This window comes from Stenotrophomonas sp., from assembly GCF_036662295.1.
GTDB lineage: Bacteria > Pseudomonadota > Gammaproteobacteria > Xanthomonadales > Xanthomonadaceae > Stenotrophomonas.
The window spans coordinates 91,111-114,772 of sequence record NZ_JAVWXA010000002.1; the positions used below are offsets into that span (position 1 = coordinate 91,111).

Annotated in this window: 21 protein-coding genes; 5 read left to right on the top strand and 16 right to left on the bottom strand. The window is 70.1% G+C overall.

Annotated elements, in window-relative coordinates; genetic code table 11:
* Positions 1–104: 104 nt before the first annotated feature.
* On the top strand, positions 105–980 hold the full coding sequence (locus RSA25_RS00940; protein ID WP_332807046.1) for a methylglyoxal synthase: 876 nt from the start codon (positions 105–107) through the stop codon (positions 978–980).
* Positions 981–1,030: 50 nt separating this feature from the next.
* On the opposite strand, the gene RSA25_RS00945 is transcribed toward RSA25_RS00940, so the two are convergent.
* The 3 genes from RSA25_RS00945 to ttcA all read right to left on the bottom strand — a co-directional run bounded on the left by RSA25_RS00945 (position 1,031) and on the right by ttcA (position 3,790).
* Positions 1,031–1,819 carry a SprT family zinc-dependent metalloprotease gene (locus RSA25_RS00945; protein WP_332807047.1) on the bottom strand — a complete coding sequence of 263 codons (789 nt, stop codon included), beginning with the start codon at positions 1,817–1,819 and terminating at the stop codon, positions 1,031–1,033.
* 99 nt (positions 1,820–1,918) lie between these two features.
* Positions 1,919–2,824, bottom strand: coding sequence for a recombination-associated protein RdgC (locus tag RSA25_RS00950; RefSeq protein ID WP_332807048.1), 906 nt, complete (start codon positions 2,822–2,824; stop codon positions 1,919–1,921).
* 45 nt (positions 2,825–2,869) lie between these two features.
* Positions 2,870–3,790, bottom strand: a complete 921-nt coding sequence (gene ttcA / locus RSA25_RS00955) for a tRNA 2-thiocytidine(32) synthetase TtcA (RefSeq protein WP_332807049.1) — start codon at positions 3,788–3,790, stop codon at positions 2,870–2,872.
* Between the two features lie 88 nt (positions 3,791–3,878).
* On the opposite strand from ttcA, the gene RSA25_RS00960 reads away from it, so the two are divergent.
* Complete coding sequence (locus tag RSA25_RS00960) at positions 3,879–4,082, top strand: YdcH family protein (protein ID WP_332807050.1); 204 nt, start codon at positions 3,879–3,881, stop codon at positions 4,080–4,082.
* Between the two features lie 42 nt (positions 4,083–4,124).
* Here the strand turns inward: RSA25_RS00960 and plsB are convergent, their stop codons facing one another.
* From plsB to RSA25_RS00985, 5 genes are all read right to left on the bottom strand, one after another.
* The gene (plsB, locus tag RSA25_RS00965; protein WP_332807051.1) at positions 4,125–6,827 is read right to left on the bottom strand and encodes a glycerol-3-phosphate 1-O-acyltransferase PlsB; all 2,703 of its coding nucleotides are present in this window, start codon (positions 6,825–6,827) and stop codon (positions 4,125–4,127) included.
* On the bottom strand, positions 6,827–7,804 hold the full coding sequence (locus RSA25_RS00970; protein WP_332807052.1) for a hypothetical protein: 978 nt from the start codon (positions 7,802–7,804) through the stop codon (positions 6,827–6,829). The genes plsB and RSA25_RS00970 overlap by 1 nt, the downstream gene beginning before the upstream one ends.
* Before the next feature lie 206 nt (positions 7,805–8,010).
* A complete protein-coding gene (locus tag RSA25_RS00975) occupies positions 8,011–8,847 on the bottom strand; it encodes a serine protease (RefSeq protein WP_332807053.1) in 837 nt (278 codons plus the stop codon).
* A 161-nt stretch (positions 8,848–9,008) separates the two neighbouring features.
* Entirely contained in the window at positions 9,009–9,734 is a 726-nt protein-coding gene (pyrF, locus tag RSA25_RS00980) for an orotidine-5'-phosphate decarboxylase (RefSeq protein WP_332807054.1), read from the bottom strand.
* Positions 9,731–10,633, bottom strand: coding sequence for a 5'-nucleotidase, lipoprotein e(P4) family (locus RSA25_RS00985; protein ID WP_332807055.1), 903 nt, complete (start codon positions 10,631–10,633; stop codon positions 9,731–9,733). The genes pyrF and RSA25_RS00985 overlap by 4 nt, the downstream gene beginning before the upstream one ends.
* 111 nt (positions 10,634–10,744) lie before the next feature.
* Between RSA25_RS00985 and RSA25_RS00990 the strand changes: the two genes are divergently transcribed.
* Positions 10,745–11,419: a DUF480 domain-containing protein gene (locus tag RSA25_RS00990; RefSeq protein ID WP_332807056.1), complete on the top strand. Its 675-nt coding sequence runs from the start codon at positions 10,745–10,747 to the stop codon at positions 11,417–11,419.
* A gap of 72 nt (positions 11,420–11,491) precedes the next feature.
* Here the strand turns inward: RSA25_RS00990 and RSA25_RS00995 are convergent, their stop codons facing one another.
* Both RSA25_RS00995 and RSA25_RS01000 read right to left on the bottom strand, forming a co-directional pair.
* Positions 11,492–12,025 (bottom strand): GNAT family N-acetyltransferase, encoded by a 534-nt coding sequence (locus RSA25_RS00995; protein ID WP_332807057.1) that lies wholly within the window; start codon positions 12,023–12,025, stop codon positions 11,492–11,494.
* 76 nt (positions 12,026–12,101) lie between these two features.
* Complete coding sequence (locus RSA25_RS01000; RefSeq protein ID WP_332807058.1) at positions 12,102–14,078, bottom strand: UvrD-helicase domain-containing protein; 1,977 nt, start codon at positions 14,076–14,078, stop codon at positions 12,102–12,104.
* A gap of 130 nt (positions 14,079–14,208) precedes the next feature.
* Here RSA25_RS01000 and RSA25_RS01005 point away from each other — a divergent pair, with 130 nt between their 5' ends.
* On the top strand, positions 14,209–14,817 hold the full coding sequence (locus RSA25_RS01005) for a thymidine kinase (protein ID WP_332807059.1): 609 nt from the start codon (positions 14,209–14,211) through the stop codon (positions 14,815–14,817).
* Positions 14,818–14,868: 51 nt separating this feature from the next.
* On the opposite strand, the gene RSA25_RS01010 is transcribed toward RSA25_RS01005, so the two are convergent.
* The 6 genes from RSA25_RS01010 to RSA25_RS01035 all read right to left on the bottom strand — a co-directional run bounded on the left by RSA25_RS01010 (position 14,869) and on the right by RSA25_RS01035 (position 22,522).
* Positions 14,869–16,470 (bottom strand): glucan biosynthesis protein D, encoded by a 1,602-nt coding sequence (locus tag RSA25_RS01010; protein ID WP_332807060.1) that lies wholly within the window; start codon positions 16,468–16,470, stop codon positions 14,869–14,871.
* 48 nt (positions 16,471–16,518) lie between these two features.
* Complete coding sequence (locus RSA25_RS01015) at positions 16,519–19,395, bottom strand: protein kinase (RefSeq protein ID WP_332807061.1); 2,877 nt, start codon at positions 19,393–19,395, stop codon at positions 16,519–16,521.
* Positions 19,396–19,457: 62 nt separating this feature from the next.
* Positions 19,458–20,024: an ECF-type sigma factor gene (locus RSA25_RS01020; protein WP_332807062.1), complete on the bottom strand. Its 567-nt coding sequence runs from the start codon at positions 20,022–20,024 to the stop codon at positions 19,458–19,460.
* Positions 20,025–20,088: 64 nt separating this feature from the next.
* Entirely contained in the window at positions 20,089–20,901 is an 813-nt protein-coding gene (gene mutM / locus RSA25_RS01025) for a bifunctional DNA-formamidopyrimidine glycosylase/DNA-(apurinic or apyrimidinic site) lyase (RefSeq protein WP_332807063.1), read from the bottom strand.
* A 43-nt stretch (positions 20,902–20,944) separates the two neighbouring features.
* On the bottom strand, positions 20,945–21,247 hold the full coding sequence (locus RSA25_RS01030; protein WP_332807069.1) for an EF-hand domain-containing protein: 303 nt from the start codon (positions 21,245–21,247) through the stop codon (positions 20,945–20,947).
* Between the two features lie 72 nt (positions 21,248–21,319).
* On the bottom strand, positions 21,320–22,522 hold the full coding sequence (locus tag RSA25_RS01035; protein WP_332807064.1) for a fatty acid desaturase: 1,203 nt from the start codon (positions 22,520–22,522) through the stop codon (positions 21,320–21,322).
* Between the two features lie 149 nt (positions 22,523–22,671).
* On the opposite strand from RSA25_RS01035, the gene RSA25_RS01040 reads away from it, so the two are divergent.
* Positions 22,672–23,502: an ATP-binding cassette domain-containing protein gene (locus RSA25_RS01040; protein ID WP_332807065.1), complete on the top strand. Its 831-nt coding sequence runs from the start codon at positions 22,672–22,674 to the stop codon at positions 23,500–23,502.
* Positions 23,503–23,662: the final 160 nt, after the last annotated feature.

Below are 23,662 nucleotides of genomic sequence, written 5' to 3' on the forward strand. Positions count from 1 at the left end.
CATGCAACTAATACGAAAACGCGTGAAGGCCGGTGATCGACTTCGCACTTCCGCTGGGCTGGAAGCGACATAGAATGCGGCTTGCCCTGTCTCGGATCCTGCCCATGCGCATCGGCCTGGCCGCCAACCGCCTGCACCACCACGACAAGCACGCCGCGCTGTTCCGCTGGCTGCGCGCCTGCGATGGCGGCCTGCGCGAGCTGGGCGTGGAGCTGCACGCGGTGGGGCGCACCTTCGATGCGATCCAGAAGCTGGGCTTCCTGCCGGGGTTCACGCCGCTGCAGCGCTATCCCAACGGTCGCCAGGGCGGGTTGATGAAGCTGGTGGCCGAAGTGGTGGGCATGGGCTCGCCCGAGCGCACCCTGGACGGGGCGATCTACCTGATGGACCCGGTCGACCCGTCCTCGGTCTTCCCCGAGGCCACCGCGCTCAAGCGCCAGTGCGTGATCAACGGCAAGCCCTTCATCTCCACCGTGGCCACCGCGCGCGACTGGGTCGAGGTGGAACGCGTGCATGCCGGCCTGGCCCCGGACCCGGGCGCCGACGACCTGCATGCCTTCCCGCGGCAGACCCTGGCGCTGATCGCCCACGATGCGATGAAGCCGGCCATCCTGGCCTTCGCCGACGAGCATTTCGCGCTGCTGTCGCGGTTCGCCCACCGGGTGGGCACCGGCACCACCGGCCAGCGCCTCAACGAACTGGCCTGGAGCCGCGGCTGGCCGCAGGACCAGCCCTGGGTGCAGCGCTACCAGAGCGGCCCGATGGGCGGCGATGCGCAGATCGCCGACCGCGTGCTGGAGGGCGACTGCCAGCGCGCGATCTTCTTCGAAGACCCGCACGTGGCCCGCCAGCACGAAGCGGACATCCAGCTGCTCGAGCGCGCGGTCACCACCGTCACCGACCAGGCCGTCTGCATCACCGCGCCGCGCGTCGCCGCCCGTTGGGCGCAGGCCGCGACGATGCGCGCCAGCGCGAGGTAACGCCGGCCGGACGCACGCTGCCGGCACGGCGCGCCGGGCCACGGTTGGCGCTACGGCGCCGGGGTCAGGGTCTGCCGCAACATCGCCTTCAGGCGCCGGCCTTCGTGCTGGAAATAATCGCGCTCGGCCCGCCAGGCGGGAAAACGCTGCTCCACTTCGGCCCAGAACGCCGGGGAGTGGTTGGCCTGGATCAGGTGGCACAGCTCGTGCACCAGCACGTACTCGAACGCCGACGGCCGCCCCAGCACCAGCGCCAGGTCCAGCGCCATGCTGCCGTCGGGAGCCAGCGAGCCCCATTGCGAGGACATCACCTTGAGCCGCAGCCGCGCCGGTGCGCGCGGCAGGCCTGGCAGGTAGCGCGGCAGCCACTGGCCCACGTCGGCACGGGTCTGGGCCTCATAGAACTCACGCAGCGTGCGCCGCAGCGTTGCCTCGCTGCCGCGTGCCGGCCAGTGCAGGCAGGCACCGGCCGCGTCCAGGTCCAGCCGCGCATAGCGGCCGCTTTCCCAGCGCAACGGCAGCAGCGCCCCGCGCAACGGCAACACGCCGGCCTCGCCGATCACCAGCGGCGGCGGCAGGTTCTGCGCCTGGTAGCTGCGCAGCTGCGTGGACAACCAGTCGCGGTGCTGCTCCAGGAAACGCTCGCCCATCACCAGGCTGGCCCGCGGCGGCAGGGTCAGGCGCACGCCACGTTCGTCCACGCTGAGTTTGATCCGGCGCGCGCGCGGATCGCGCACGCGCAGCACGTCGATCTCCGCATCGTCCAGGCGCAGTCGTACCGTGTCGCGCTGCAGGGTGGGGGCAGCCGGCGAAATGAGGCGGCGGAGGAATCCGGACATGGGTACAGCATAGCGCCGGCGGTGACCGGCACATGACTGCGCGCTGTTCAGGCCGGGCGGGCGGGGGCGGTAGGGCCCCCGGTCGCCCGGCCCGGTGCGTCAGTCGGCCTTGCTGAGCTTGAACGCCTCTTCCAGCAGCAGGAACAGGCGCCGCACTTCACCGCTCTGCAGCGCGAAACGGGCATCCAGTTCGGCGCGGCGGCCATCGTCATCGGCGTGCTCGAGCTGGTCCAGCGCGCCGTCCAGGAACTTCAGCTTGCGCACGATCAGGTCATCGCCGAGCACGAAGGACAGGTTGTCCTCGAACACCAGGGCCAGCTTGGTCACCTGCTTGCCGGCATCCAGGTGCTTGTCGATCTCGTCGCAGCGCAGTTCCTGGTGCTGGCACTTGACCACCGCCCCGCCCTCGGCCGGGTCCTTCATCTCGCACTCTTCGCCCAGGCTCAGCCCGGTCGGCAGTGCCTCGCCGGCAATCCAGCCGGTCAGGATCGAGCGCGGCGCCACTTCGGCGTTCAGCGGCATGGCCGGGAAGCTGCCGAGCAGGCCGCGGATGTCGGACATGACATTCTCGCCGGTCTTGCGGCTGGAGCTGTCCACGGCCACGTAGCCGTGGGTGAGGTCGATCAGCGCATCGGTGCGCGAGCTCTTCACGAAGGCGCGCGGCATCAGTTCGTGCAGCAGGTCGTCCTTGAGCCGCTTGCGCTCGCGGCCACCGGGCTTGCGGCCTTCCTTCTCCTCGATTTCCTCCAGCTTGCGCGCCAGCAGGTCGTTGACCACCGCGCCCGGCAGGATTTTGTCCTCACCGCCCACGGTCAGCCACAGCGCATCGCCGATGCGGTGCGAGAACACGGCCTTTTCTTCGCGGCCGAACGGGGAGATGAAGCCACGGGAATTCATTTCGAGCGGGCCCACCGGCTTGAGCAGCACCTGCGGCAGCAGGGTGTCCACGTCAGAGAAATCGGTGGCGGTCGGGAAGCGGAACAGCGTCAGGTTGCGAAAGAACATGGAAGTCCGGAATAAGGGTGAAGGGAAGACGGGGCGTGGGGCGGCTCAGGCGTGCCCGGCAGCGCCGCCCGGGTCGGCAGGGTCGGCGTCGGTCCAGGCCGACGGCACGGGCGGCGTGGCGGCGTCGGCACGCCCCAGCGCCATGAAATCAAACAGCTGCGCATCGGCCAGCTGCGAAGGCTCGACCGTGCCCAGCGCGCGGGCGATCTGGTCGATGCGGCCGGGGTGCTGCTGCTCCCACTGCTGCAGCATCTGGCCGATCTGGCGGCGTTGCAGGTTGTCCTGGCTGCCGCACAGGTTGCACGGAATGATCGGGAACGCGCGCGCCTGCGCATAGGCGCGGATATCGGCTTCGGCCACGTAGGCCAGGGGGCGGATCACCACGTGCCGGCCATCGTCGCTGCGCAGCTTGGGCGGCATCGCCGACAGCTTGGCGTGGTGGAACAGGTTGAGGAAGAAGGTGGCCACGCTGTCATCGCGATGGTGGCCCAGCGCGATCTTGCTGAAGCCATGTTCGGCAGCGTGCCGGTACAGCGCGCCACGGCGCAGCCGCGAGCACAGCGAACACATCGTGCGGCCTTCGGGGATCACCCGGCTGACCACCGAGTAGGTGTCCTGCTCGATGACCTGGTACGCCACGCCGATCGAGGCCAGGTAGTCGGGCAACACGTGCGCGGGGAAGTCGGGCTGCTTCTGGTCCAGGTTGACCGCGACCAGTTCGAAGGCGACGGGCGCCTTCTTCTGCAGCTGCAGCAGCACGTCCAGCAGGGTGTAGCTGTCCTTGCCGCCGGACAGGCACACCATCACCTTGTCGCCGGCCTGGATCATGCCGAAGTCGGCGATGGCCTGGCCCACCTGGCGGCGCAGCCGCCGCGCCAGCTTGTCCTGCGCGGCGTCGGCCGCACGCGGATCACGCGCGCGCGGGACGGGATCGGGCAGGGGCAGGACGGCGCTCATGGCCCTCATTCTACCGGCTCGCCGTCACCATCACGGGGCCGCGGTGGTGACCGCGTTCACTCCCGGCCGGCACGGTGGATGTGTATGCTCGGAGCCTGTGGAGACCCTCACGCCCGAGCAGATCAGCACCCGCCTTGCCGAACTCCGGCAGGAGCATCGGTTGCTGGACGATCAGATCCAGCGCATGGCCGCCAACGGCGATGACGAGCTGGAGGCCAAGCGCCTGAAGCGGCGCAAGCTGCAGTTGAAGGACTGCATCGCGCGGCTGGCGGACATGCAGATTCCCGACGAGCCGGCATGACGGCCTGTACCGACCCACGGTCGGTACCTGCCCCCACGCCGGTCAATCCGTGCTGACCGGCTCTTCGGGCTTGGCCGCTTCCGGGCTGACCCGTTCGATGGTGTGGCGCAGCTCGCGGCCGAGGATGAACTTGGCATCCTTGGCCCAGGCATCCAGGCGGTCGTCGAACAGCAGCTTGCTGTTTTCGTCCGGCCACACCAGGCGCAGCTCGCGCAGTTTCTGGATGAAGCCCCGGAACAGGGTGCGGTCGAAGAACTCCGGCGCGGCCGGGGCGTACAGCAGGCTCAGGCGCTGCGCGGCCTGCTGGCACAGGCTTTCCAGTTCGGCGGCACCGAGCGTGCCCGGGCCGTTCTTCACCAGCACCGAGATGGCGATGTAATAGCGCTCGAATGCCTGCTGCAACGAGTGCCCGATCGCACGCAGGCGGAACACCTCGTCGGTCTGCCCGGTGTTGCGCGCCAGGATGCCGCCGTCGTCGTCATTGACGTTCTGCAGCAGGCCCTCGCGCACGAACACGTTGATGGTCTGCTCGATGCGCTGGGCGAACTCCTCGCCGGTCCACGGCAGGAACAGCTCGGCCTGCAGGAACGGGTACACGGTGCGGCCGAGCTGGACCAGCCCGGTGCGACTCATGCGGCGGTTGTTCTGGAAGCAGCAGGCCACCCACGAGGAGGCGGTGAACAGGTGGATGACGTTGTTGCGGAAGTAGCTGAGCAGCACCGCGGTATCGCCGCTGACGCTGAGCACGTCGCCCAGCGGGTGCTTGATGCGGGTGAGGACGTTGATTTCCTCGGCGTGGGCGATGATGCGCTCGGGCGAATGCGGGGTGACCGTGACCCGGTCCGAGTACGGCATTTCCACCAGCAGCGTCTTGCACAGCTCGATCTGCGCGATCAGGTCGGCCTCGCCCATGGCGTGCTTGGGCGTGGACAGCAACGCCAGCGCCAGCAGGTTGATCGGATTGACGTCGGCGGCACCGTTGATATGCACCTGGATGCGTTCGGCCAGGTGATCCACCGTGCCCGACAGCCAGGCCGGCTTCTCGTCTTCGCCGACCGGCTGGCCGTCCCACTCCGGCGCCTGGCGGGCCAGCACGTCGTTGAGCGCGATCGGCTCGCCGAAGTTCACCACCACCTGGCCGTAGTTCTGCTTGAGCACCTTGGGAATGGACCACAGCAGCTGCCAGATCGATTCCTTCTCCTTGGGCCGGCCGGACAGTTCGTCCAGGTAGCTGCCGCCCTCCATCAGCTTTTCATAACCCACGTAGATGGGCTGGAACAACACCGGCTTGCGCGGCTGGCGCAGGAAGGCGCGCAGCGTCATCGAGATCATGCCGCCCTTGGGCTGCAGCAGGCGCCCGGTCCGCGAGCGACCGCCTTCGACGAAGTACTCGATGGAGTAACCGCCGGCCACCAGCTGGGCCACGTATTCGCTGAGCACCGCCGAATACAGCGCGTTGCCGCGGATCGAGCGGCGGATGAAGAACGCACCGCCCTTGCGCAGCAGCGTGCCCACCACCGGCAGGTTGAGGTTGATGCCGGCCACGATGTGCGGCGGCACGATGCCGCGGTCGTACAGCAGGTAGCTCAGCAGCAGGTAGTCCATGTGGCTGCGGTGGCTGGGCACGTAGACCACTTCATGCCCGGGCGCGGCGGCCTTGAACTTGTCCAGGTGATGCACCAGCACGCCGGCGTAGATGCGGTTCCAGACATGGCTGAGCATGAAGCTGGCCGAGCGCACCACCGGGCTGGAATAGTCCGCGGCGATTTCCCAGGCGTAGGCGTGGGCCTTCTTCCAGGCATCGGCCGGCTTGGAGTTGTCGCGTTTGGCCTGCGAGGCGATCGCCTCGCGCACGGTGTCCGCATCCAGCACCTTGTCCACCAGCAGGCGGCGGGTGGACAGGTCCGGCCCGATCACCGATTCGCGGATGCGGCGGAAATGGGTGCGCAGCACGCGCTGCAGCTTGCGCACGGTGCGCTCGGGGTCCAGCCCCTCGTTGATCGTGCTCCGCAGCGAGATCGGCGGGGCGAAGCGCACGATGGTGCTGCGGCCGTTGAGCAGCACCGCCAGCAGGCGGCGGAAACGGCCCACCAGCGCCCAGTTTTCCGAGAACAGCACCGCGAACCAGCCGCTCTGCTTGTCCGGGGCGCGGCCGACGAAGATCGACACCGGCACCAGGTGCACGTCCAGCTCGTCGCGCGCGCGATGGGCCTGCAGCACCTTGGCCAGCGAATCGGAGTGGGTCTTGGCGCCGCGCTGCTCGGGGATCAGCGAGTTGCTGCTGCTCCGCCGCGACAGCGCCACGTAGGCACGCTTGCGCCCGGTCGGGTCACCGGCGATGGGCACCAGCGGCGAGGGCAGGCCCGCCTCGCGGCAGGCCTTGTCCAGGATCAGCGCGTTGGACAGGCCGTAGTCCTCCAACACGTAGACCACCGGGCGGCCATCGTTGTACTGGCTGGGGTGTTCGGGTTCGATCTTCAGCGACAGCCACGGCTCGACCAGGCGGCCGAGCAGGCGCGCCCACCACGGGCGGCGGCCGGCCGGCGGGCGCGGGCCGGGCAGGATCGCGGCCGGGGCCAGGCTGGCCGGATCGGCGGCATCCGGCGCAGGCGTCGCCGCCTGGCCGGGGTCGGCCGGGGCGCCACGGGCAGCCGCGCTGTCGGGCGACGCGGACGGGGCGTCCGGCGTCTTGGGCGGCTCTTCGCCGGGGAAAGGCAGGGGATTCTGGTTCGGCATCGGCTTCATTATGGCTTAGCCGGTGCGGAAGCACCTTCCTTGACCTGTTCGGCGGCCTCTGCTTCGGCGCGCTGGCGGGCGTCGTGTTCAGCTTGTTCGGCCTGCGCGGCGTCGGCAAGCTGCAGCAACGTGTCGGCTTCTTCCAGGGTTCGGGTCACATACCAGTGGCCCTCGCGGCGGGTCATGCGCACCTGGGCCTCGATCTCCTGGCCGGCCAGCGGGTACTGCATGCGCACCACCACATCGTGGCCGAGTTCGGAGACCACCTCCCCGCGCAGCCCGGTCAGCGCCGCATCCAGGCCCAGCCCATAGCTGGCCAGCGCGGTCTTGAACGCCTTGAAGAACGGGCCGAGCCGGCGCAGGGCCCCCTCCATGCCGGCGGCCTGCAGCTGCGCATCGGTGGACAGCCCGGTGGTACGCGCGGTGGCAGTGAGCAGGGTGATGGTGGTCCTGGCGCGCTGCTTGTCGGTCAGGGGCGCAGCGGCGGCCCACTTGCTCAACGCCGCGACCACCTGGCTGTAATGCGCGCGCTGGGCATCGGTGTAATCGGTCTGGTTGTGCAGGTACTGCACGCCGAACTGCCCCATCGACTGCGCGGCCTGGCGCACGCCGCTGGCCTGGCCGGCGATCTGCGCGTCGAAGGAGCGCTGCAGCTGTCTGGGCGCGTCCGGCTGGGAGAGGGCCGCCAGCATCGGCAGCAACTGGCCGTCCAGCGGCAGTTCGGTCAGCGGCCAGCGGCTGTGGCCCTGCGCCCAGGCCGTTTGCAGCCGCGCGTACTGGGCCGGCGGCACCGACGCCTGGGCGTAGCCGAGCAGGTCGTTGGCGGCCAGGCGGCCGGCCAGGTGCTGCAGCGCGGCCACCGGCTCGGCGGCCGGCGCATCGGGCGCGATCCGGTCGCCCTTGCATCCCCCCAACAGCGCCGCGCCACAGATGGCCAGCGCAAGCAGCTGCCCTCGGAACTGCCACGACTTCAACGACATGGACATGAATTCGGACTCCCCGGGCCGGTCCGCATCTTGCGGCCTATGCCGTAGTGCGGCAAGCCATGTGCCTGACAGCCGCCCACCCTACGACCCAACCTGCTGAATCCGATGACACTTTTGCTGCAGGCCGGCGCGCGTGCCGGCGCTGCAACGGGCCCGGGCGGCCTGGATGACACGCCCGCGCCGGACCGGCCGCGGGCGCCTGCCGGTCAGTCCCGGGTCCAGGTGGTGCGGATGAAGTCGCCGATGTAGCCATCGGCCAGGCGGGCATAGACCCCCGGGTACGCCGCCTCGGCGCAGCCCTGGCCCCAGCTGACCACGCCCAGCTGGGTCCAGCGGCCGTTGCGCTTGACCACCAGTGGCCCGCCGGAATCGCCCTGGCAGCTGTCCTTGCCTTCCTCACCGGCACACAGCATGCGCCCGGCCTCCACCGTCAGGCCGATTTCGCGGTAGGCGGCCTGGCATTGGGTGACCGGCACGAACGGTGTCTGCACGGTCTGCAGGCGGGTGGGATCGCCCGCCTCGCCTTCCAGCTCGGTATCGCCCCAGCCGATCACGGTGAAGCGCCGGCCCACCCGCATCCAGCCGGCGTCACTGCCCTCGAGCAGGGCCACAGGTTCCACCCCGGTCACCGGTTCGCTGAGCTGGATCAGGGCCACATCGTTGGCGTACGTGGTGCCGTTGTAGGCCGGATGGACGTGGATGGCCTTGATGTTCGAGCGCGCCGGGCTGGCCGCGGTGCTCAGCGTGGCGGTGCCTGACACGATCGAGCGGGTGTGCGCCTGCACGCCCTCCACGCAGTGCGCGGCGGTGAGCACCCAGGACGGTGAGAGCAGGCTGCCGCCGCAGTCGTGCCGGGACCGCTGGGAATCGCCACGGTCCAGCTTCTGCAGGCTGACGATGAACGGATACGCGCCGTCCAGCGCATCCACGCCCCCGACGATGCTGGGCGTGAGCTCGCCCAATTGGCTGGCCTGGGCACCGGGCAACGACAGGGACACGGCCAGCAGACAGCCGGCCAGCGGCAACCACGAATGTTTGAACATGCAACACCTCCAATGTGATGGGATCCACCGACGGCAACGCGTCGGTGGATCGATTCCATCGCAATGGGGCGCGGCGAACTGCTCGCCGTTGCCCACTTCCCCGGCCCTGCGGGGTTTCCCGAGGCCGTGGCGCGGCAATCCGGAAGACGACCGCGCCGGGTTCAGCGCGCGCGCCAGGCCGCGGCGATTTCCTGCTGGATGGCCTGCGCGGCGGCGTGCGGGTCGGCGGCCAGGCGGATCGGCCGCCCCACCACGATCGCATCGGCGCCATCGGCAAAGGCCTGGGCCACGCCGACGGTGCGCTTCTGGTCATCGCCGACCGGGCCACCGGGGCGGATGCCCGGGCAGACGATCGAGAACCCGGCACCGGCGGCCGCGCGGATGGGCGCGGCCTCCTGGCCGGAGGCGATCACCCCGTCGATGCCGGCGGCCTGGGCGGCCAGCGCGCGTTCGACCACCACGTCCACCGGTTCACGGTCGATGCCCATCCCGCGCAGGTCCTCATGGCCCATCGAGGTGAGCACGGTGACCGCCAGCAGGCGCATGTCGCTGCCGTTGGCCGCCGCGCACGCCGCCATCATGGCCGGGTGCCAGCCGTGGATGGTGGCGTAGCTGACCGGCCACTGCGACAGGCGCTTGATCACGGCGGCGGCGGTGGCCGGGATGTCGAAGAACTTCAGGTCGACGAACACCCGCTTGTCGCGCGCGGCCAGCGTCTCCAGCACCTGGAAGTACTCGCCGGAGGCGAGCAGTTCCATGCCGATCTTGTAGAAGGACACGCTGTCGCCCAGCCGGTCCACCCACGCCAGCGCCTGGGCGCTGTCGGGCACGTCGAGCGCGAAGATCAGGCGCTCGTCATCGCGCAGCGGCAGCGGGGCACGGCTCACGGTGCGTAATCCAGCGCGGCGCGCTTGGCATCGTGGCGGGCCTGGCGCGACTGGCTGTAGTCGTTGTTGAACTGGGCCGGCTCGAAGCCGCCGTAGGTGGGGTTGGGCAGCATCCACCAGCGCTCGCCGAACCAGTCGTGGTACTGCTGCAACAGCGCGTCGCGGCCTTCATTGGTGTTGGCAGTGACTTCGGCGAAATCGCCCAGCTGGTCACCGAACTGCATCAGCACGCGGTACTGCTGGCCGGCCAGGCGGCGGCGGCAGTTCTTCTCGCTGCCGGCCTGCTCGCAGTCCTTCACCACCGTGCCCAGGCCGAGGAACACGCTGTCATCGGCGACCGGCAGGCCTTCGGCGCGCAGGTTGGCCAGGGTGGCCTCCTTGAGGTGCACGGCGCGGTTGGAGATGTACAGCAGGGTCACGCCGCGGGCGTTGGCGGCCTTGGCGAAATCGACCACGCCGGGGATCGCCTTGGCCTTCTTCTCGGCCACCCACTGGTCCCAGGTCATCTCGTCGTATTCCTTGCCATCGCGCACCAGGCGCGCCTGGTAGGGCGAGTTGTCCAGCACGGTCTCGTCCACGTCCAGCACCACGGCCGGCTTCAGGCCCTTGGCCGCATTGGCGCGCTCTTCGGGCACCAGCGCATCCCAGTTGGGTTCCTTCAGCGCCTTGTCCAGGTGGTCGGCGGCGGCGCGGTAGGTCTGCTCGGTGATCGCCTTGTATTCCTGCGCGCGCTGCATCCACAGCACCGCGTTGAGGTTGTCGTTGGCGGCCACGGCGGCATCGGCTGCCGCGGCGGGGGCGGCGGCGGCATCGGCCGGGGTATCGGTGCGCTTGCAGGCACTGAGCGCCATCACGGCGCAGGCAAGCACGGACAGGGAGACAGCAGCAGTACGACGCATCGGAATCACCGGCAACAAAGTCGCGCCAGTTTAGCGGCTTGTCCGGCGGCAATCATGTGCGGGACAGGCCTCGGCTATGCTGCACGGCCCTGAAACACCCCGGAGCGCGCCATGACCGACGACACCCCGTCCCCCGCCCTGCCCGTGCTGAACGCGGCCCAGGCCCGTGCCCTGGGCTGCCTGATCGAGAAGGAGGCCACCACCCCGGACGCCTACCCGCTGACGGTCAATGCCGCCCAGGTGGCGGCCAACCAGAAGACCGCCCGCGAGCCGGTGATGGCGCTGTCGGCCGGCGACGTGCACCACGCCCTGCGCCACCTGGAGTCGCTGGGTCTGGCCCGGCAGCAGTTCTCCTCGCGTGCCGAGCGCTACGAACACCGCGCCGGCAGCGCGCTGGACCTGACCCGCCAGCAGCTGGCGATCGTGGGCCTGTTGCTGCTGCGCGGCCCGCAGACGGTGAACGAGCTGCTGACCCGCGCCGAGCGCCTGTTTGCCTTCCAGGACGCCGAGGAAGTGCGGCATCACCTGGAGCGCATGATCCAGCGTGGCCTGGCCGTGCAGGTGCCACGCGCCAGCGGCCAGCGCGAGGACCGCTACATGCACCTGCTGGGTGGCCCGGTGGACGTGCAGGCGCTGGCGGAGCAGTACCGGTCGGCACCGTCCAGCGCCGGCGCTGGCGGCACCGCCGGCAACCCGGCCCTGGAAGCGCGCGTGCAGCAGCTGGAGGCGACGGTGGCCGAGTTGCAGGAACAGCTGGCCGAGTTGCGCGCGCAGTTGGGGGGCTGAGGGCAGCCGACCAGCGGTCGCCGCTACCGGCGGCGTGTGCGTGGGTCGCGCGCCACGCCCGGTCGCCCAGCGTCAGGGCGCCGGGGCGCCCGGCGTGGCAAACAGCAGCACCACGTCCCCGCCGTGCGGTGGGGGCAGCAGCAGGTCGCCCCGGTCTTCCATGCCCAGCTTGCGCAGCAGTGCGGCCGAACGCAGGTTGTCCGGCGCCACGATGCCGTACAGGTGGGTGTGGCCCAGCATGTCGCGCGCGTAGTGCATCACCCCGCGCGCGGCTTCGAGTGCATACCCGTTGCCTTCGTACTCGGCCAGCAACGCATAGCCGATGTCCGGCGCCGGCAGGCCGTCGCGGCGCACCAGCCCGGCATTGCCCAGCCATGCGCCGTCGCTGCGGCGGATGATCGCGTACATGCCGAACCCGTTGAGCGTGTAGCTGCCCAGCACGCGCTCGGCGGTGTAGTCGCGCGCCTGCGCCAGGGTGCGCACGCCGCGGTCGGCGATGTTGCGGATGAAGCCGGGCTCGTTGAGCAGGGCGAGCATGTCCGCCGCGTCGTGGTCGGGATCGATCAGGCGCAGGTGCAGGCGTTCGGTCTGGATCACGGCGGACATGCGGGTACCGGTGGGAGGCGATGCGCCGATTGTGCAATGCAGGCCCCGAACACGGTAGGGCCGACCGGGCGGTGGGTCAGTCGAACAGGGCCTGGATCGCGGCCAGGCCGGCGCTGGCGCGCTCTTTCTTGCGCGCCGCATCGGCCACCGGGTCGGCACCGTCGCGCTGCATTTCCTCGGCCGGGATCTCGTCAAAGAAACGACTGGGCTTGAGCCGGATGTGTTCGCCGAACTTTCGGGTGAGCTTGCTGTAGCTCATCCACAACTGGATCTTGGCGCGGGTGATGCCCACGTACAGCAGGCGGCGCTCTTCCTGCAGGTTGCCTTCGTCCAGGCTGACCTGGTGCGGCAGCACGCCGTCCTCGCAGCCGATGATGAACACGTACGGGAATTCCAGGCCCTTGGAGGCGTGCATCGTCATCATGCGCACCTGGTTGCCGCCGTCGTCCTTGTCGTTGCGCGAGAGCAGGGCCAGCTGCGCGGCCAGGTCGGCGGTGGAAGCGCCGCGCGGGCCGCCCTCGAACCATTGCGCCAGCTCTTCCAGGTTGCCCAGCCGGCGCTGGTAGACCGATTCTTCCTTGCAGGCGCTGCGCAGTTCGGACACCAGCCCGGACTCCTTCACCAGCTTGCGCACCAGGTCGCCGGAACTGAGCTTGGGCATCTCCGCGCGCAGGTCGCGCAGGATGTCGGTGAAGCGGCTCAGGCCGTTGGCCGCGCGCGGCGGCAGCTGGGCCAGCGCGCCGATCGCCTCGGCGGCGTGGGCCATCGGCAGGTCCTTCTCCGAGGCCAGCTCGGCCAGCTTGGCCAGCGTGCCGGCGCCCACTTCGCGCTTGGGCGACTGCACCGCGCGCATGAAGGCCGTATCGTCATCGGGGTTCACCAGCAGGCGCAGCCAGGACAGCGTGTCCTTGACCTCCTGACGCTCCAGGAAGGCGGTGCCGCCGGTGATGTGGTACGGCGCGCGCACCAGCTGCAGCGCCTTTTCCAGCGGCCGCGACTGGAAGTTGCCGCGGAACAGGATGCAGAAATCGCTCCACGGGATATTCTTGGAGGTGGCCAGGAACGCGATCTCGGCGGCGACCTTTTCCGCTTCGTGCTCGCTGTTGCGGCACTCCCACACGCGGATGCGCTCGCCGTCGGCCTGGTCGCTCCAGAGCTTCTTGAGGTGCTCGTGCGGGTTGTTGGCGATCAACGCATTGGCCGCGCGCAGCACGCGGTTGGAGCAGCGGTAGTTCTGCTCCAGCTTGATGATTTCCAGCGCGGGGTAGTCGCGCGCCATCTGCTGCAGGTTTTCCGGGTTGGCACCGCGCCAGGCGTAGATGGACTGGTCGTCATCGCCCACGCAGGTGAAGTTGCCCTTGCTGCCCGCCAGCTGCTTGAGCAGCCGGTACTGGGCATCGTTGGTGTCCTGGCATTCGTCCACCAGCAGGTAGCCGATGCGCTCGCGCCAGGCCAGGGCGATCTCCGGGTTTTCTTCCAGCACCTGCACCGGCAGCCGGATCAGGTCGTCGAAATCCACCGCGTTGAAGGCGGTCAGGCGCAGCTGGTAGCGCTCGTAGACGCTGGCCGCCTCCTTCTCGCGGTTGCTGCGCGCCGCGGCCATGGCCTGCTCGGGCGAGAGGCCGGCGTTCTTCGCGCGCGAGATCAGGTTCTTCACGTCCTCGATGTCGTCCGGCTTGGCCCCGTACATCAGGTCCTTGACCTGGGAGGTGGCATCGTCCGCGTCGAAGATCGAGAAGCCGCGCTTGAGCCCCACCGCGGCGTGCTCGATCTGCAGGAATTTCAGCCCCAGCGCATGGAAGGTGCAGATGGTGACGTCCTCGGCATCCCCGCCGTGCAGCCGCTTGGCCACGCGTTCGCGCATTTCCTTGGCCGACTTGTTGGTGAAGGTGATCGCCGCGATCCGCCGCGCCGGGTAGCGCCTGGTGGCGATCAGCTGGGCGATCTTCTCCACGATCACGCGCGTCTTGCCGCTGCCGGCGCCCGCGAGCACCAGCAGAGGACCTTCGCAGTGCAGCACTGCCGCGCGTTGGGGGGGATTGAGACCGTGCATGCCATCTCCGGGGGAGGGCCATTGTAGCGGGCCGCCCGGCCGGGGCGGGGCCCTGGTGGCGGGCGGACGAAAGCGTCCACAGTGGCCGGCCGGCGGCCACGAAAGGCGGCCGGGCGTCTAGAATTGGCCGATGGCCAAGCTCTATTTCTATTATTCGGCGATGAACGCCGGCAAGACCACCACCCTGCTGCAGTCGGCGCACAACTACCGCGAGCGCGGCATGCGCGTGGCCATCCTCACCCCCCGCCTGGACGACCGGGCAGGGCGCGGGGTGGTCGCCTCGCGGATCGGCCTGAAGGCCGACGGCGTGGCCTTCGACCGCGACACCGACCTGCAGCAGCTGATCGCCGCGGACCTGCAGGCCCACGGCAAACTCGGCTGCGTGCTGGTGGATGAAGCGCAGTTCCTGAGCCGCAGCCAGGTCTGGCAACTGAGCGAGGTGGTGGACCAGCTGCGCATCCCGGTGCTCTGCTACGGCCTGCGCACCGACTTCCGTGGCGAGCTGTTCGAAGGCAGCCAGTACCTGCTGGCCTGGGCCGACGAGATGCAGGAGATCAAGACCATCTGCCACAGCGGCAAGAAGGCCACCATGACCGTGCGCGTGGACGACCACGGCCATGCGGTGCAGGACGGCCCGCAGGTGGAGATCGGCGGCAACGAGCGCTACGTGTCGGTCAGCCGCGCCGAGTTCAAGAAGATCACCCGCGGCGAGGGAAAGATCGACCCGGTGGGGATGTAATGCCGCCTCCACGCCCCCTTCCATGAAGGGGCGTGGTCAGCCGCTGGCGCCTCAGTACAGCGTGCGCTCCGGCGCACCGGCCGGCGGCGGGCTGTACTGGTACAGCCAGGTTTCGGTCAGCGTCCTGCCGCCGCTGCGCAGGTACAGGCGGATGTCGATCTGGGCGGTGGCGCCTTCCGGCGGCACCAGGTCGAACATGGCGCGGTAGCCCTTGATCTCGCGCAGCGGGCGCGCCGAGACGATCTCCACGCGGCCGGCACTGGCCTGCACCACGGCTTCCACCTCGCCCTTGTCGATCAGCGCGGCCAGCTCGCCGCCCTCGAAATCGACCGCGAAGCGCCAGGAGAAGTACGACCGCTTCTTGCCGATCACCCCGCCCAGGCCGGTGCGGCTGGCCACGCAGTGCGCCAGCGGTGGCCGGGCGGGCGGTTCGGCGCCCCAGTACAGGCGGTAGCCGAGCAGCAGTTCCTGGCCCGGTTGCGGCTTGGCCTCGGGGTTCCAGAAGGCCACGATGTTGTCGAAGGTTTCATCCACCGTGGGGATCTCGACCAGCTGCACCGAGCCCTTGCCCCACTGCCCCTTGGGCTCCACCCACAGGCACGGGCGCTTCTCGTAGAAGACGCCGTCGTCCTGGTAGTGGTCGAAGTTGCGGTCGCGCTGGAGCAGGCCGAAGCCGCGCGGGTTGTTGTCCACGAACATGTTGAAGCGCAGGTTGTGCGGGTTGCACAGCGGGCGCCAGATCCACTCGCCGCTGCCGGTCCACATCGACAGGCCGTCGGTGTCGTGGATCTCCGGGCGCCAGTCCCAGTCCATGCGGCGGTCGTTCTCGCCCACCTGGTACATGCTGGTGCACGGGGCGATGCCGAGCCGCTCGATCGCCTTGCGCGGGTACAGCGCGCAGTCGATGTCCATCAGCAGGGTGTCGCCGTTGGTGATCGCAAAGCGGTAGGCGCCGGCCACGCTGGGCGAGTCGAGCAGGGCGTAGACCACCAGCGTGTTGGAATCGGCGGCCGGCTGTTCCAGGTAATAGGCGATGAAGTCCGGGAATTCCTCCGGCTTGCCCATCCCGGTGTCGATGGCCAGGCCACGCGCGGACTGGCCGTACTGGCCCTCCTTGCCCACCGCGCGGAAATAGCTGGCGCCCAGGAACGCGGCGAAATCGCGGTCGGTGTCCTTGCGGGTGTTGAGGCGGAAGCCGGCAAAGCCGAGGTCGGCCGGCAGGTGGCTGCCCTTCAGGCCGCTCTTGCCGTAGTCGAACGCGGCCGGGTCGTAGGCCAGTTCCTGCGCCTTGCCCTCGACCACGTCGTACATGCGCACCGGCGAATGGAAATACAGGCCGAGATGGAAGAACTTGGCCTGGTACCGGCCGGGCTGGTCGGCCCAGAGCGCATGGTCCTGGCGGTAGCTGATCGACTGGTACTGGTCCCAGTCCAGCGCCTCCAGCGGCCCGGGCAGGGTGCGCTTGTGGCTCTGGTAGGCGGCCTGCGACATCGCGCGCGCCTGGCCCTTGAGGGTGGCGAAATCGAACGGCTGCGGCTGGCCGAGCCGGCGCAGCCCGACCTGGCTGCCCTGCGCGGCGCAGGCCGGCAACGCGGGAAAGCCGATGGCGGCCAAGGCCAGGGAAGCATTGCGGATGAAGTCGCGACGTTGCATGCAGGCAGCGTTGGCAGGAAAGGGCCGGCCATCATAGGCAGGCAAACGTTAATTCGCCGAGGTGGCCGCGGACGCGCGTTCAGCCAGCACGCGCGCGCCCAGCACCGCCGGGCGCGCGCGGGTGCAGGCCAGCAGCGCGTGGTCGATGCCCCGGCTGACCGGACCGCCTTGTGGTCGCTGCGCCTGCACCTCGGCCTGCAACGCCAGCAGCGCCTCGCGGCCACGCGGCGGTGACCGGGCGCAGGTCAGCGCGGCCAGCGCGGTGCGTGCCTGCCAGCGCAGCCGCACGCTGTCCGGGTCGCCGGCCTGGCCCTGGGTGAGCGGCTGCAACGCGCGCTGCGCCTCCACGTCCTGGCCCATCCGCACCAGGTTGCGGGCCCACGCCAGTTGCAGCACCGGCTGCTGCGCCGCCGCCTCCGGGCCCCCCTGGGCGCTGCGCCGCATCAGCAACGCGAGCTGTTCGCCGGCCTGGTGCGGGTCGCCGTAGGCGCTGGTGATCTCGGCCATCAGGCGGTCGGCGCGCTGCACCGCCACGTCCTGGTCGCCGCGCTGGGCAGCCTGCCACTGGCGCCCTTCATGCAGCGCCAGCAACGCGGCCTGCCATTGCCCGGCCTGGGCCAGCGCATTGCCGTAGTCGTAGAGCCCCTGCTGCAGCAGGCCGATGCAATCGGGTTGCCGCCAGATCGCCACCGCGCGCGCCAGATCGGCCACCGCCTCGGCGCTGTCGCCCCGCTCCAGGGCCAGCAGCCCCATCGCGTGCCAGCTCAGGCCGGTGTCGCGGTGCTGCTCGCCCAGTGCCTGGCGGGTCAGGCGATGCACCTGTTGCAGCATGCCGGCGGCCTCCTGCAGCTCGCCGCGCTGCATGGCCAGTACCGCGCGCAGGCGCCGGATCGACAGGGTCTCCGGGTGGTCCGGGCCGTACAGGCTGACCGCATCGGACCAGGCGATATGCAGGTTCTGTTCGGCGGCCTCCAGGTCGCCCTGCGCGGCCAGGGTCTCGCCCAGGTGCCGGCGCAGCGCGATCAACTGCGGATGACGCTCGCTGGCCTGGGTCTGCAGCAGCCGCAGCGCCTGCCGATACCCGGCCAGCGCGGCCTGCGGGCGGCCATCATCGCTGTCCAGCGCGGCCAGGTCGGCCAGGCTTTCGGCCGTGCCGGCGGTGTCGCCCAGCACCTCCCGGCGCAGCGCCAGCGCGCGCTCGAAGTTGGTGCGCGCGTCGTCGCGGTAGCCCAGCAGCTGCTGGCAGCGCCCCAGCTGCGCGTGGTACTCGGCCACCAGGCTGGGCAACGTGCCGCGCTCGGCGCCGGCCAGCGCCTGCATCGGGGTCATGTGGGTGACGCACTCGCGCGAGCGGCCGAGCATGCGCAGCGCGCGCCCGCGCTGGGTGACCGCTTCCAGCTGCAGCGGGGCGGGCACTTCATCCACCTGCTGCAGCAGCGCGCGCTGGCGATCCAGGGTCTGCAGGGCCAGCTGGTAGTCGCCCATGCCGATCCGCAGACGCCCGATCACCCCTTCCAGGTCGGCCAGCGACAGCGGCTGGTCGGCCAGCTCGGCTTCGCCGCGCTGCTGCCCGGTGGCCAGCAGCTGACGCACGTCGAAGCTGCCATGGCGCACCCCGGCGGCCCGGTCGAACAGGCCCACGGTGAACTCCTGCATGGCCTGGGCCCGGGCGATCTCACGCCGCGCCTGGTGCATCTGCCACAGCGCCATCAGCGCCAGGCCCACCAGCGCCAGCGCGGCCAGCGAGCCCAGCGCGACGCCCCAGCGATGGCGGCCGATGTATTTCTGCAGGCGATACAGCGTGCGCTGCGGGCGGGCGTGGATCGGGCGGCCTTCGAGGAAACGGTGCAGGTCCTGCGCCAGCGCTTCCACCGAGGCGTAGCGCTGGGCCGGCTCCTTCTGCAGGGCCTTGAGCAGGATGGTGTCCAGGTCGCCGCGCAGGCGCCTGGCCAGCCGGCGCGCGGCAGGGCCGGGGGCGGCGTCGGGGCCGCCCCGGAGCAGCATCGTGGACGCGCGCGGCGCATTGACCTCCAGGATCGAGCGCTCCCATTCGGCGTCGCTGTGCCGGCGCAGGCGGTAAGGCTTGCGCCCGGTGATCACCTCGAACAGCACCACGCCCAGCGAATACACATCGGTCAACGTGGTGACCGGCTCCCCGCGCACCTGCTCGGGGGCGGCGTAGTGCAGGGTGAAGGCGCGCGCCTCGGTGGGCGGATGCGCCGCGGCGTCGCGTGCGCCGTCGTCATCGAGCAGCTTGGCGATGCCGAAATCCAGCAGCTTCACCTCGCCCTCGGCGGTGACCAGGATGTTGGAGGGCTTGAGGTCGCGGTGCACGATGAGGTTGGAGTGGGCGTGGCTGACCACCGCACACACCTGCAGCATCAGCTGCAGGCGCCGCTCCAGTGGCAGCTGCAGGCGCTGGCAGTGGTCGGTGATGGCCTCGCCTTCCACGTAGGCCAGGGCCAGGTAGGGCTGGCCCTGCAGGTCCACGCCGGCATCCAGCAGGTGGGCCAGGTTGGGGTGCTGCAGCCGGGCCAGGATCTCGCGCTCGCGGCTGAAGCGCTGGCGCAGGCCGGAGTCGGCATAGCCGCTGCGCAGCAGCTTGAGCGCGACCTGGCGCTGGTACAGGCCGTCGGCGCGCTCGGCCAGCCATACCTCGCCCATGCCGCCTTCGCCCAGCAGGCGAAGCAGCCGATACGGCCCCACGCGCGTGCCCGCGCGGCTGTCCTCGGGCGCGGCGGTCCACAGCGGCTGGGCCATGAACTCGCGGCTTTCCTGCTCGTGCGCCAGCAGCCGTTGCAGGTCGTCGGCCAGCGCCGGATCACACGCGCGCAGCTGCGCCAGGCGCAGGTCGCGCTGCGCCGGGGCCAGTTCCAGCAGTTGGTCCAGCAGCGAGGACACCTGCCGCCAGCGCAATGCTTCCATCGCATGCTCCCCAAACGATGCACCGCCGCCCACGCCGCCACGCAGGACCGTGTTGCCGTCGATCAATCCTCGCGCACGGAGGCCAGCAGGAACATGCGCGCCTTCTGCCAGTCGCGGCGGATGCTGCGCTCCGAGCGCTGGCACAGGTCGGCGATCTCCTGTTCGGACAGGCCGGCGAAATAGCGCAGCTCCACCACCTTGGCCAGGTGGTGGTCCACCGCCTGCAGCCGCGCCAGCGCCACGTCCAGCGCCAGCAGGTCTTCATCCAGACGCACGCCGCTGCTGCTGTTTTCGGGAATCTCGGCCACCCGCTTGAGGTCGCCGCCGCGCTTGCGGGCCAGGCGGTTGCGCGCGTAGTCCACCACCACGCTGCGCATGGCCGAGGCCGCATAGGCGAAGAAGTGCGCGCGGTCTTCGAAGCGGGCGCCGCCGCGGGCGCCCAGTAGCTTCAGGTAGGACTCGTGGACCAGCGAGGTGGCATCCAGGGTGCGCCCCTGCTGCCCGGCCAACTGGCGCCGGGCCATGCTGTGCAGCTCCTGGTAGAGCAGGGTAAGCACGCGGTCCAGCGCGGCGCGGTCGCCCGCACGGGCCGAATCCAGCCATACGGTGATATCCGGTGCTTCGTCCATCGCACACCCCGCCGGTGACGTTGCCCGGACTATACCGCCGCCGGCGCAACCTGCGTGCGACGGCTCAGCGCTGGCAGTGGCCGCACCAGACGCTGGCGCGCTGGCCGATGGTGGCGTGGCGCAGCGGTCGGCCGCACTGGCGGCAGGGCTGGCCCTCGCGCCCGTAAACCAGCAGCTCCTGCTCGAAGTAGCCGGGGGCCCCGTCGGGATTGATGAAATCGCGCAGGGTGGTGCCGCCACGGGTGATGGCATGGCCCAGGATCTGCTTCACCGCCGTGGCCAGGCGCTGGTAGCGCTCCCGCGAGATCTTGCCGGCCTCGCGCAGCGGATTGATCCCGGCCATGAACAGGCTCTCGGCGGCATAGATGTTGCCCACCCCGACCACGATGCCCTGGTCCATCAGGAAGGTCTTCACCGAGGCGCTGCGGCCACGGCTGCGCTGGAACAGGTAGTCGCCGTCGAAGGCATCCTCCAGCGGCTCCGGGCCCAGCCCGGCCAGCAGGGTGTGGGTTTCCCCGGCGGGCTGCCAGAGCAGGCTGCCGAACCGGCGCGGGTCGTTGAAACGCAGCAGGCGGCCGTTGTCCAGGCTGATGTCCACGTGGTCGTGGGCGCGCACGGGGGTATCGCCGGGCAGCACCCGCAGGCTGCCGGACATGCCCAGGTGCAGCACGGCGCTGCCGATGGCGGTATCCAGCAGCAGGTACTTGGCACGGCGGCGCACGCCCTGGATGGCCTGGCCCGGCAGCAGCGCGCCGATCTCGTCGGGGATGGGCCAGCGCAGGTCGGCCCGGCGCAGGATCACGCCATGCACGCGGCGGCCTTCCAGGTGCGGGGCCAGGCCGCGACGGGTGGTTTCGACTTCGGGGAGTTCGGGCATGGGGCGATTCTAGCGAGCGCCCGGCCGGCCGTGCAGGCGGCGGTCAGCGCGGCGGGGCGGCCAGTTCCTTGGCGCTCAGGTAGCCGTCGCCGTTGGCATCCTGCTTGTGGAAGCGCTGGACCAGGGTCTGGCGCTGCTGCTCGCGGGTGATCGGGCTGCCCTTGCCGCCGGGCAGTTCGTCGGCGCTGAGCACGCCGTCGCCGTTGCGGTCCATGCGCTCGAAGGCGTACAGCATCCACTGCACGTACTCCTCCACGCTGACCCGTCCGTCACCGTCGGTGTCCATGCGCTGCAGGTAGCTGCCGGTGTCGGCGACCTGGGCCTGCGCGGCGCTGGCGCCGAGCAGCAGCAGCGCGCAGGAAAAACGCCGCGCGAGGCGGCGTTTTCCGGAGAGGGCAACACGCGTGCGGGGCACGGCTCAGTGCGCCGTGAGTGCGTAGCCCTTGAGCCGCGCGGCATAGGCCTGCAGCGCGGCGATGCCGCTGGCCTCGGCCTCGTGGCACCAGGCCTGCAGCAGCTTGAGGCGCTCGGCGGCGTCGTTGCCGCGCGCTTCCAGCAGGGCGGCCAGGCGCGCGCGATGCTCCACCAGCACGCGGATGCGCGGGCGCTGCTCGACCCAGGTGCTGAGCTGGGCACGGCAGTCCGGCTTGAGCCAGCGACCATCGTTGACCAGGCCCCGGCGCATGCGGCCGGGCAGCAGCTTGCGCAGCTTGGCCCCGGCCATCGCGGCCTCTTCGCGCAGGGCCGGCACGAACACGTTGCGCTGGTAGTCGGTCATGGCCTGGAAGCGGTGCGACAGCAGGGCCTTGAGGGTCTCGGCGTCGGGCACGGCGATATTGGGGCGCACGTCCATGCTGGGCGCCACGCGCAGCACCTTGGCCAGGCGCAGCGCCTGCAGGCCGCGGATGGCGGCCCAGCCGATGTCGAACTCCCAGCGGCGCATCGAGAAGCGGGCCGAGCTGGGGAAGGCGTGGTGGTTGTTGTGCAGCTCTTCGCCACCGATCCAGAACGCCCACGGGGTGAGGTTGGTGGAGGTATCGGCCGATTCGAAGTTGCGGTAACCCCACCAGTGGCCCAGGCCGTTGACCACGCCGGCGGCCCAGAACGGGATCCACGCCATCTGGATGGCCCACAGGGCCACGCCGGGCAGGCCGAACAGCACGCTGTTGATCGCCAGCAGCGCGACCGGGCCCAGGTTGGCGTGGGGGGTATAGAGCTTGCGTTCGATCCAGTCGTCCGGGGCACCACGGCCGTACTGCTCGATGTCCGCGCGCATGCCACGGGCCTCGCGATACAGCTCCACGCCGCGCCAGAACACCTTGCCGATGCCCTTGGTGACCGGGCTGTGCGGGTCTTCGTCGGTCTCCACCTTGGCGTGGTGCTTGCGATGGATGGCCACCCACTCCTTGGTGATCATGGAGGTGGTGAGCCAGGTCCAGAAGCGGAAGAAATGCGCGATGACGGGATGGAAATCCACGCCGCGATGCGCCTGGCTGCGATGCAGGTACAGGGTGACGGCGAAGATGGTGAGCTGGGTGAACACCAGCAGCACCAGCGCCATGCCCCACCAGCCGAGGCCGACGACGCCGCCGGTCAGGAAGTTGAGGAGCGTATCGAGCATCGCGGAACTCCGGGCCGTCTCGGGCCAGCAAGGAAACAGGTGCAGCGGGGGACATGATGGGGCCTGCAGTTGCAAACTTCATCCGTCCGGTGCGATTTTTGCGCAGTCATTCAGTTGTTTTCCCTCTTCGTGAGCATGCCCCCGCATTCATGACAGTCGCCGCCTCGCCTGCCCCCCCGATCCCCCCTGCCCCCCTCATCGAGCTTGACCGCGCGTGTGTGATCCGCGGCCAGGTGCGGGTCCTGCACGACCTCAGCCTGCGCATCGCCCAGGGCCAGCACACCGCGCTGCTGGGGCCCAACGGCTGCGGCAAGTCCTCCTTCATCAAGCTGATCACCCGCGAGCTGTACCCGCTTGCCCAGGCCGACGGCAGCGTGGCGGTGCGGGTGCTGGGGCAGAACCGCTGGCAGGTGGACCGCCTGCGCTCGCAGCTGGGCATCGTCACCGGCGACCTGAGCAGCAACCTGGCCGACATGCCCGGGCTGACCGTGGAGGAAGCGGTGCTGTCGGGCTTCTTCGCCAGCTTCGTGGTGCCGGCCTTCCGCGAGGTGACCGCCGAGATGCGCCAGCGGGTGCGCGACACCCTGGGGCTGGTCGGCGCCCTGCCGCTGCTGCAGCGTGGCTATGCCGAGCTGTCGGCCGGCGAGACCCGGCGCGTGCTGATCGCCCGGGCACTGGTGAACCGCCCGCAGGCGCTGCTGCTGGACGAGCCCTCCACCGGGCTGGACCTGATCGCCCGCCAGCACCTGATCGCCACCATGCGCCGGCTGGCCGCCGAGGGCATCACCCTGGTGCTGGTGACCCACCACATCGAGGAGATCATTCCCGAGATCGAGCGGGTGGTGATGCTACGCGGGGGGCGGATCGTGGCCGACGGCAGCCGTGCCGAGCTGCTGCGCGATGGCCCGCTGTCGGACCTGTTTGGCGGGCCGGTGCAGGTGGTCGAGCACGACGGCCGCCTGAGCGCGTTCGCCGGTTGAGAAAGGCAGCCACCCATGGGGTGGCTCTACCCCGGTGGATGGCGAGGCCGGCCCTTGGGGGGTAGAGCCACGCCATGCGTGGCTGGCGGGGTGCGAGGGCCCGATGGAAGGCAGCCACCCATGGGGTGGCTCTACCCCGGTGGATGGCGAGGCCGGCCCT

What these genes read in the sequence shown, in the direction of transcription:
- RSA25_RS01035 (WP_332807064.1), bottom strand. Translation starts at nt 22,522, where the DNA reads ATGCTCGATACGCTCCTCAACTTCCTGACCGGCGGCGTCGTCGGCCTC.
- RSA25_RS00975 (WP_332807053.1), bottom strand. Translation starts at nt 8,847, where the DNA reads ATGTTCAAACATTCGTGGTTGCCGCTGGCCGGCTGTCTGCTGGCCGTG.
- mutM (WP_332807063.1), bottom strand. Translation starts at nt 20,901, where the DNA reads ATGCCCGAACTCCCCGAAGTCGAAACCACCCGTCGCGGCCTGGCCCCG.
- RSA25_RS00990 (WP_332807056.1), top strand. Translation starts at nt 10,745, where the DNA reads ATGACCGACGACACCCCGTCCCCCGCCCTGCCCGTGCTGAACGCGGCC.
- RSA25_RS00985 (WP_332807055.1), bottom strand. Translation starts at nt 10,633, where the DNA reads ATGCGTCGTACTGCTGCTGTCTCCCTGTCCGTGCTTGCCTGCGCCGTG.
- RSA25_RS01015 (WP_332807061.1), bottom strand. Translation starts at nt 19,395, where the DNA reads ATGGAAGCATTGCGCTGGCGGCAGGTGTCCTCGCTGCTGGACCAACTG.
- RSA25_RS01040 (WP_332807065.1), top strand. Translation starts at nt 22,672, where the DNA reads ATGACAGTCGCCGCCTCGCCTGCCCCCCCGATCCCCCCTGCCCCCCTC.
- RSA25_RS00940 (WP_332807046.1), top strand. Translation starts at nt 105, where the DNA reads ATGCGCATCGGCCTGGCCGCCAACCGCCTGCACCACCACGACAAGCAC.
- RSA25_RS00950 (WP_332807048.1), bottom strand. Translation starts at nt 2,824, where the DNA reads ATGTTCTTTCGCAACCTGACGCTGTTCCGCTTCCCGACCGCCACCGAT.
- RSA25_RS00945 (WP_332807047.1), bottom strand. Translation starts at nt 1,819, where the DNA reads ATGTCCGGATTCCTCCGCCGCCTCATTTCGCCGGCTGCCCCCACCCTG.
- ttcA (WP_332807049.1), bottom strand. Translation starts at nt 3,790, where the DNA reads ATGAGGGCCATGAGCGCCGTCCTGCCCCTGCCCGATCCCGTCCCGCGC.
- RSA25_RS01020 (WP_332807062.1), bottom strand. Translation starts at nt 20,024, where the DNA reads ATGGACGAAGCACCGGATATCACCGTATGGCTGGATTCGGCCCGTGCG.
- RSA25_RS00995 (WP_332807057.1), bottom strand. Translation starts at nt 12,025, where the DNA reads ATGTCCGCCGTGATCCAGACCGAACGCCTGCACCTGCGCCTGATCGAT.
- plsB (WP_332807051.1), bottom strand. Translation starts at nt 6,827, where the DNA reads ATGAAGCCGATGCCGAACCAGAATCCCCTGCCTTTCCCCGGCGAAGAG.
- RSA25_RS01005 (WP_332807059.1), top strand. Translation starts at nt 14,209, where the DNA reads ATGGCCAAGCTCTATTTCTATTATTCGGCGATGAACGCCGGCAAGACC.
- RSA25_RS00970 (WP_332807052.1), bottom strand. Translation starts at nt 7,804, where the DNA reads ATGTCCATGTCGTTGAAGTCGTGGCAGTTCCGAGGGCAGCTGCTTGCG.
- RSA25_RS01000 (WP_332807058.1), bottom strand. Translation starts at nt 14,078, where the DNA reads ATGCACGGTCTCAATCCCCCCCAACGCGCGGCAGTGCTGCACTGCGAA.
- RSA25_RS01010 (WP_332807060.1), bottom strand. Translation starts at nt 16,470, where the DNA reads ATGCAACGTCGCGACTTCATCCGCAATGCTTCCCTGGCCTTGGCCGCC.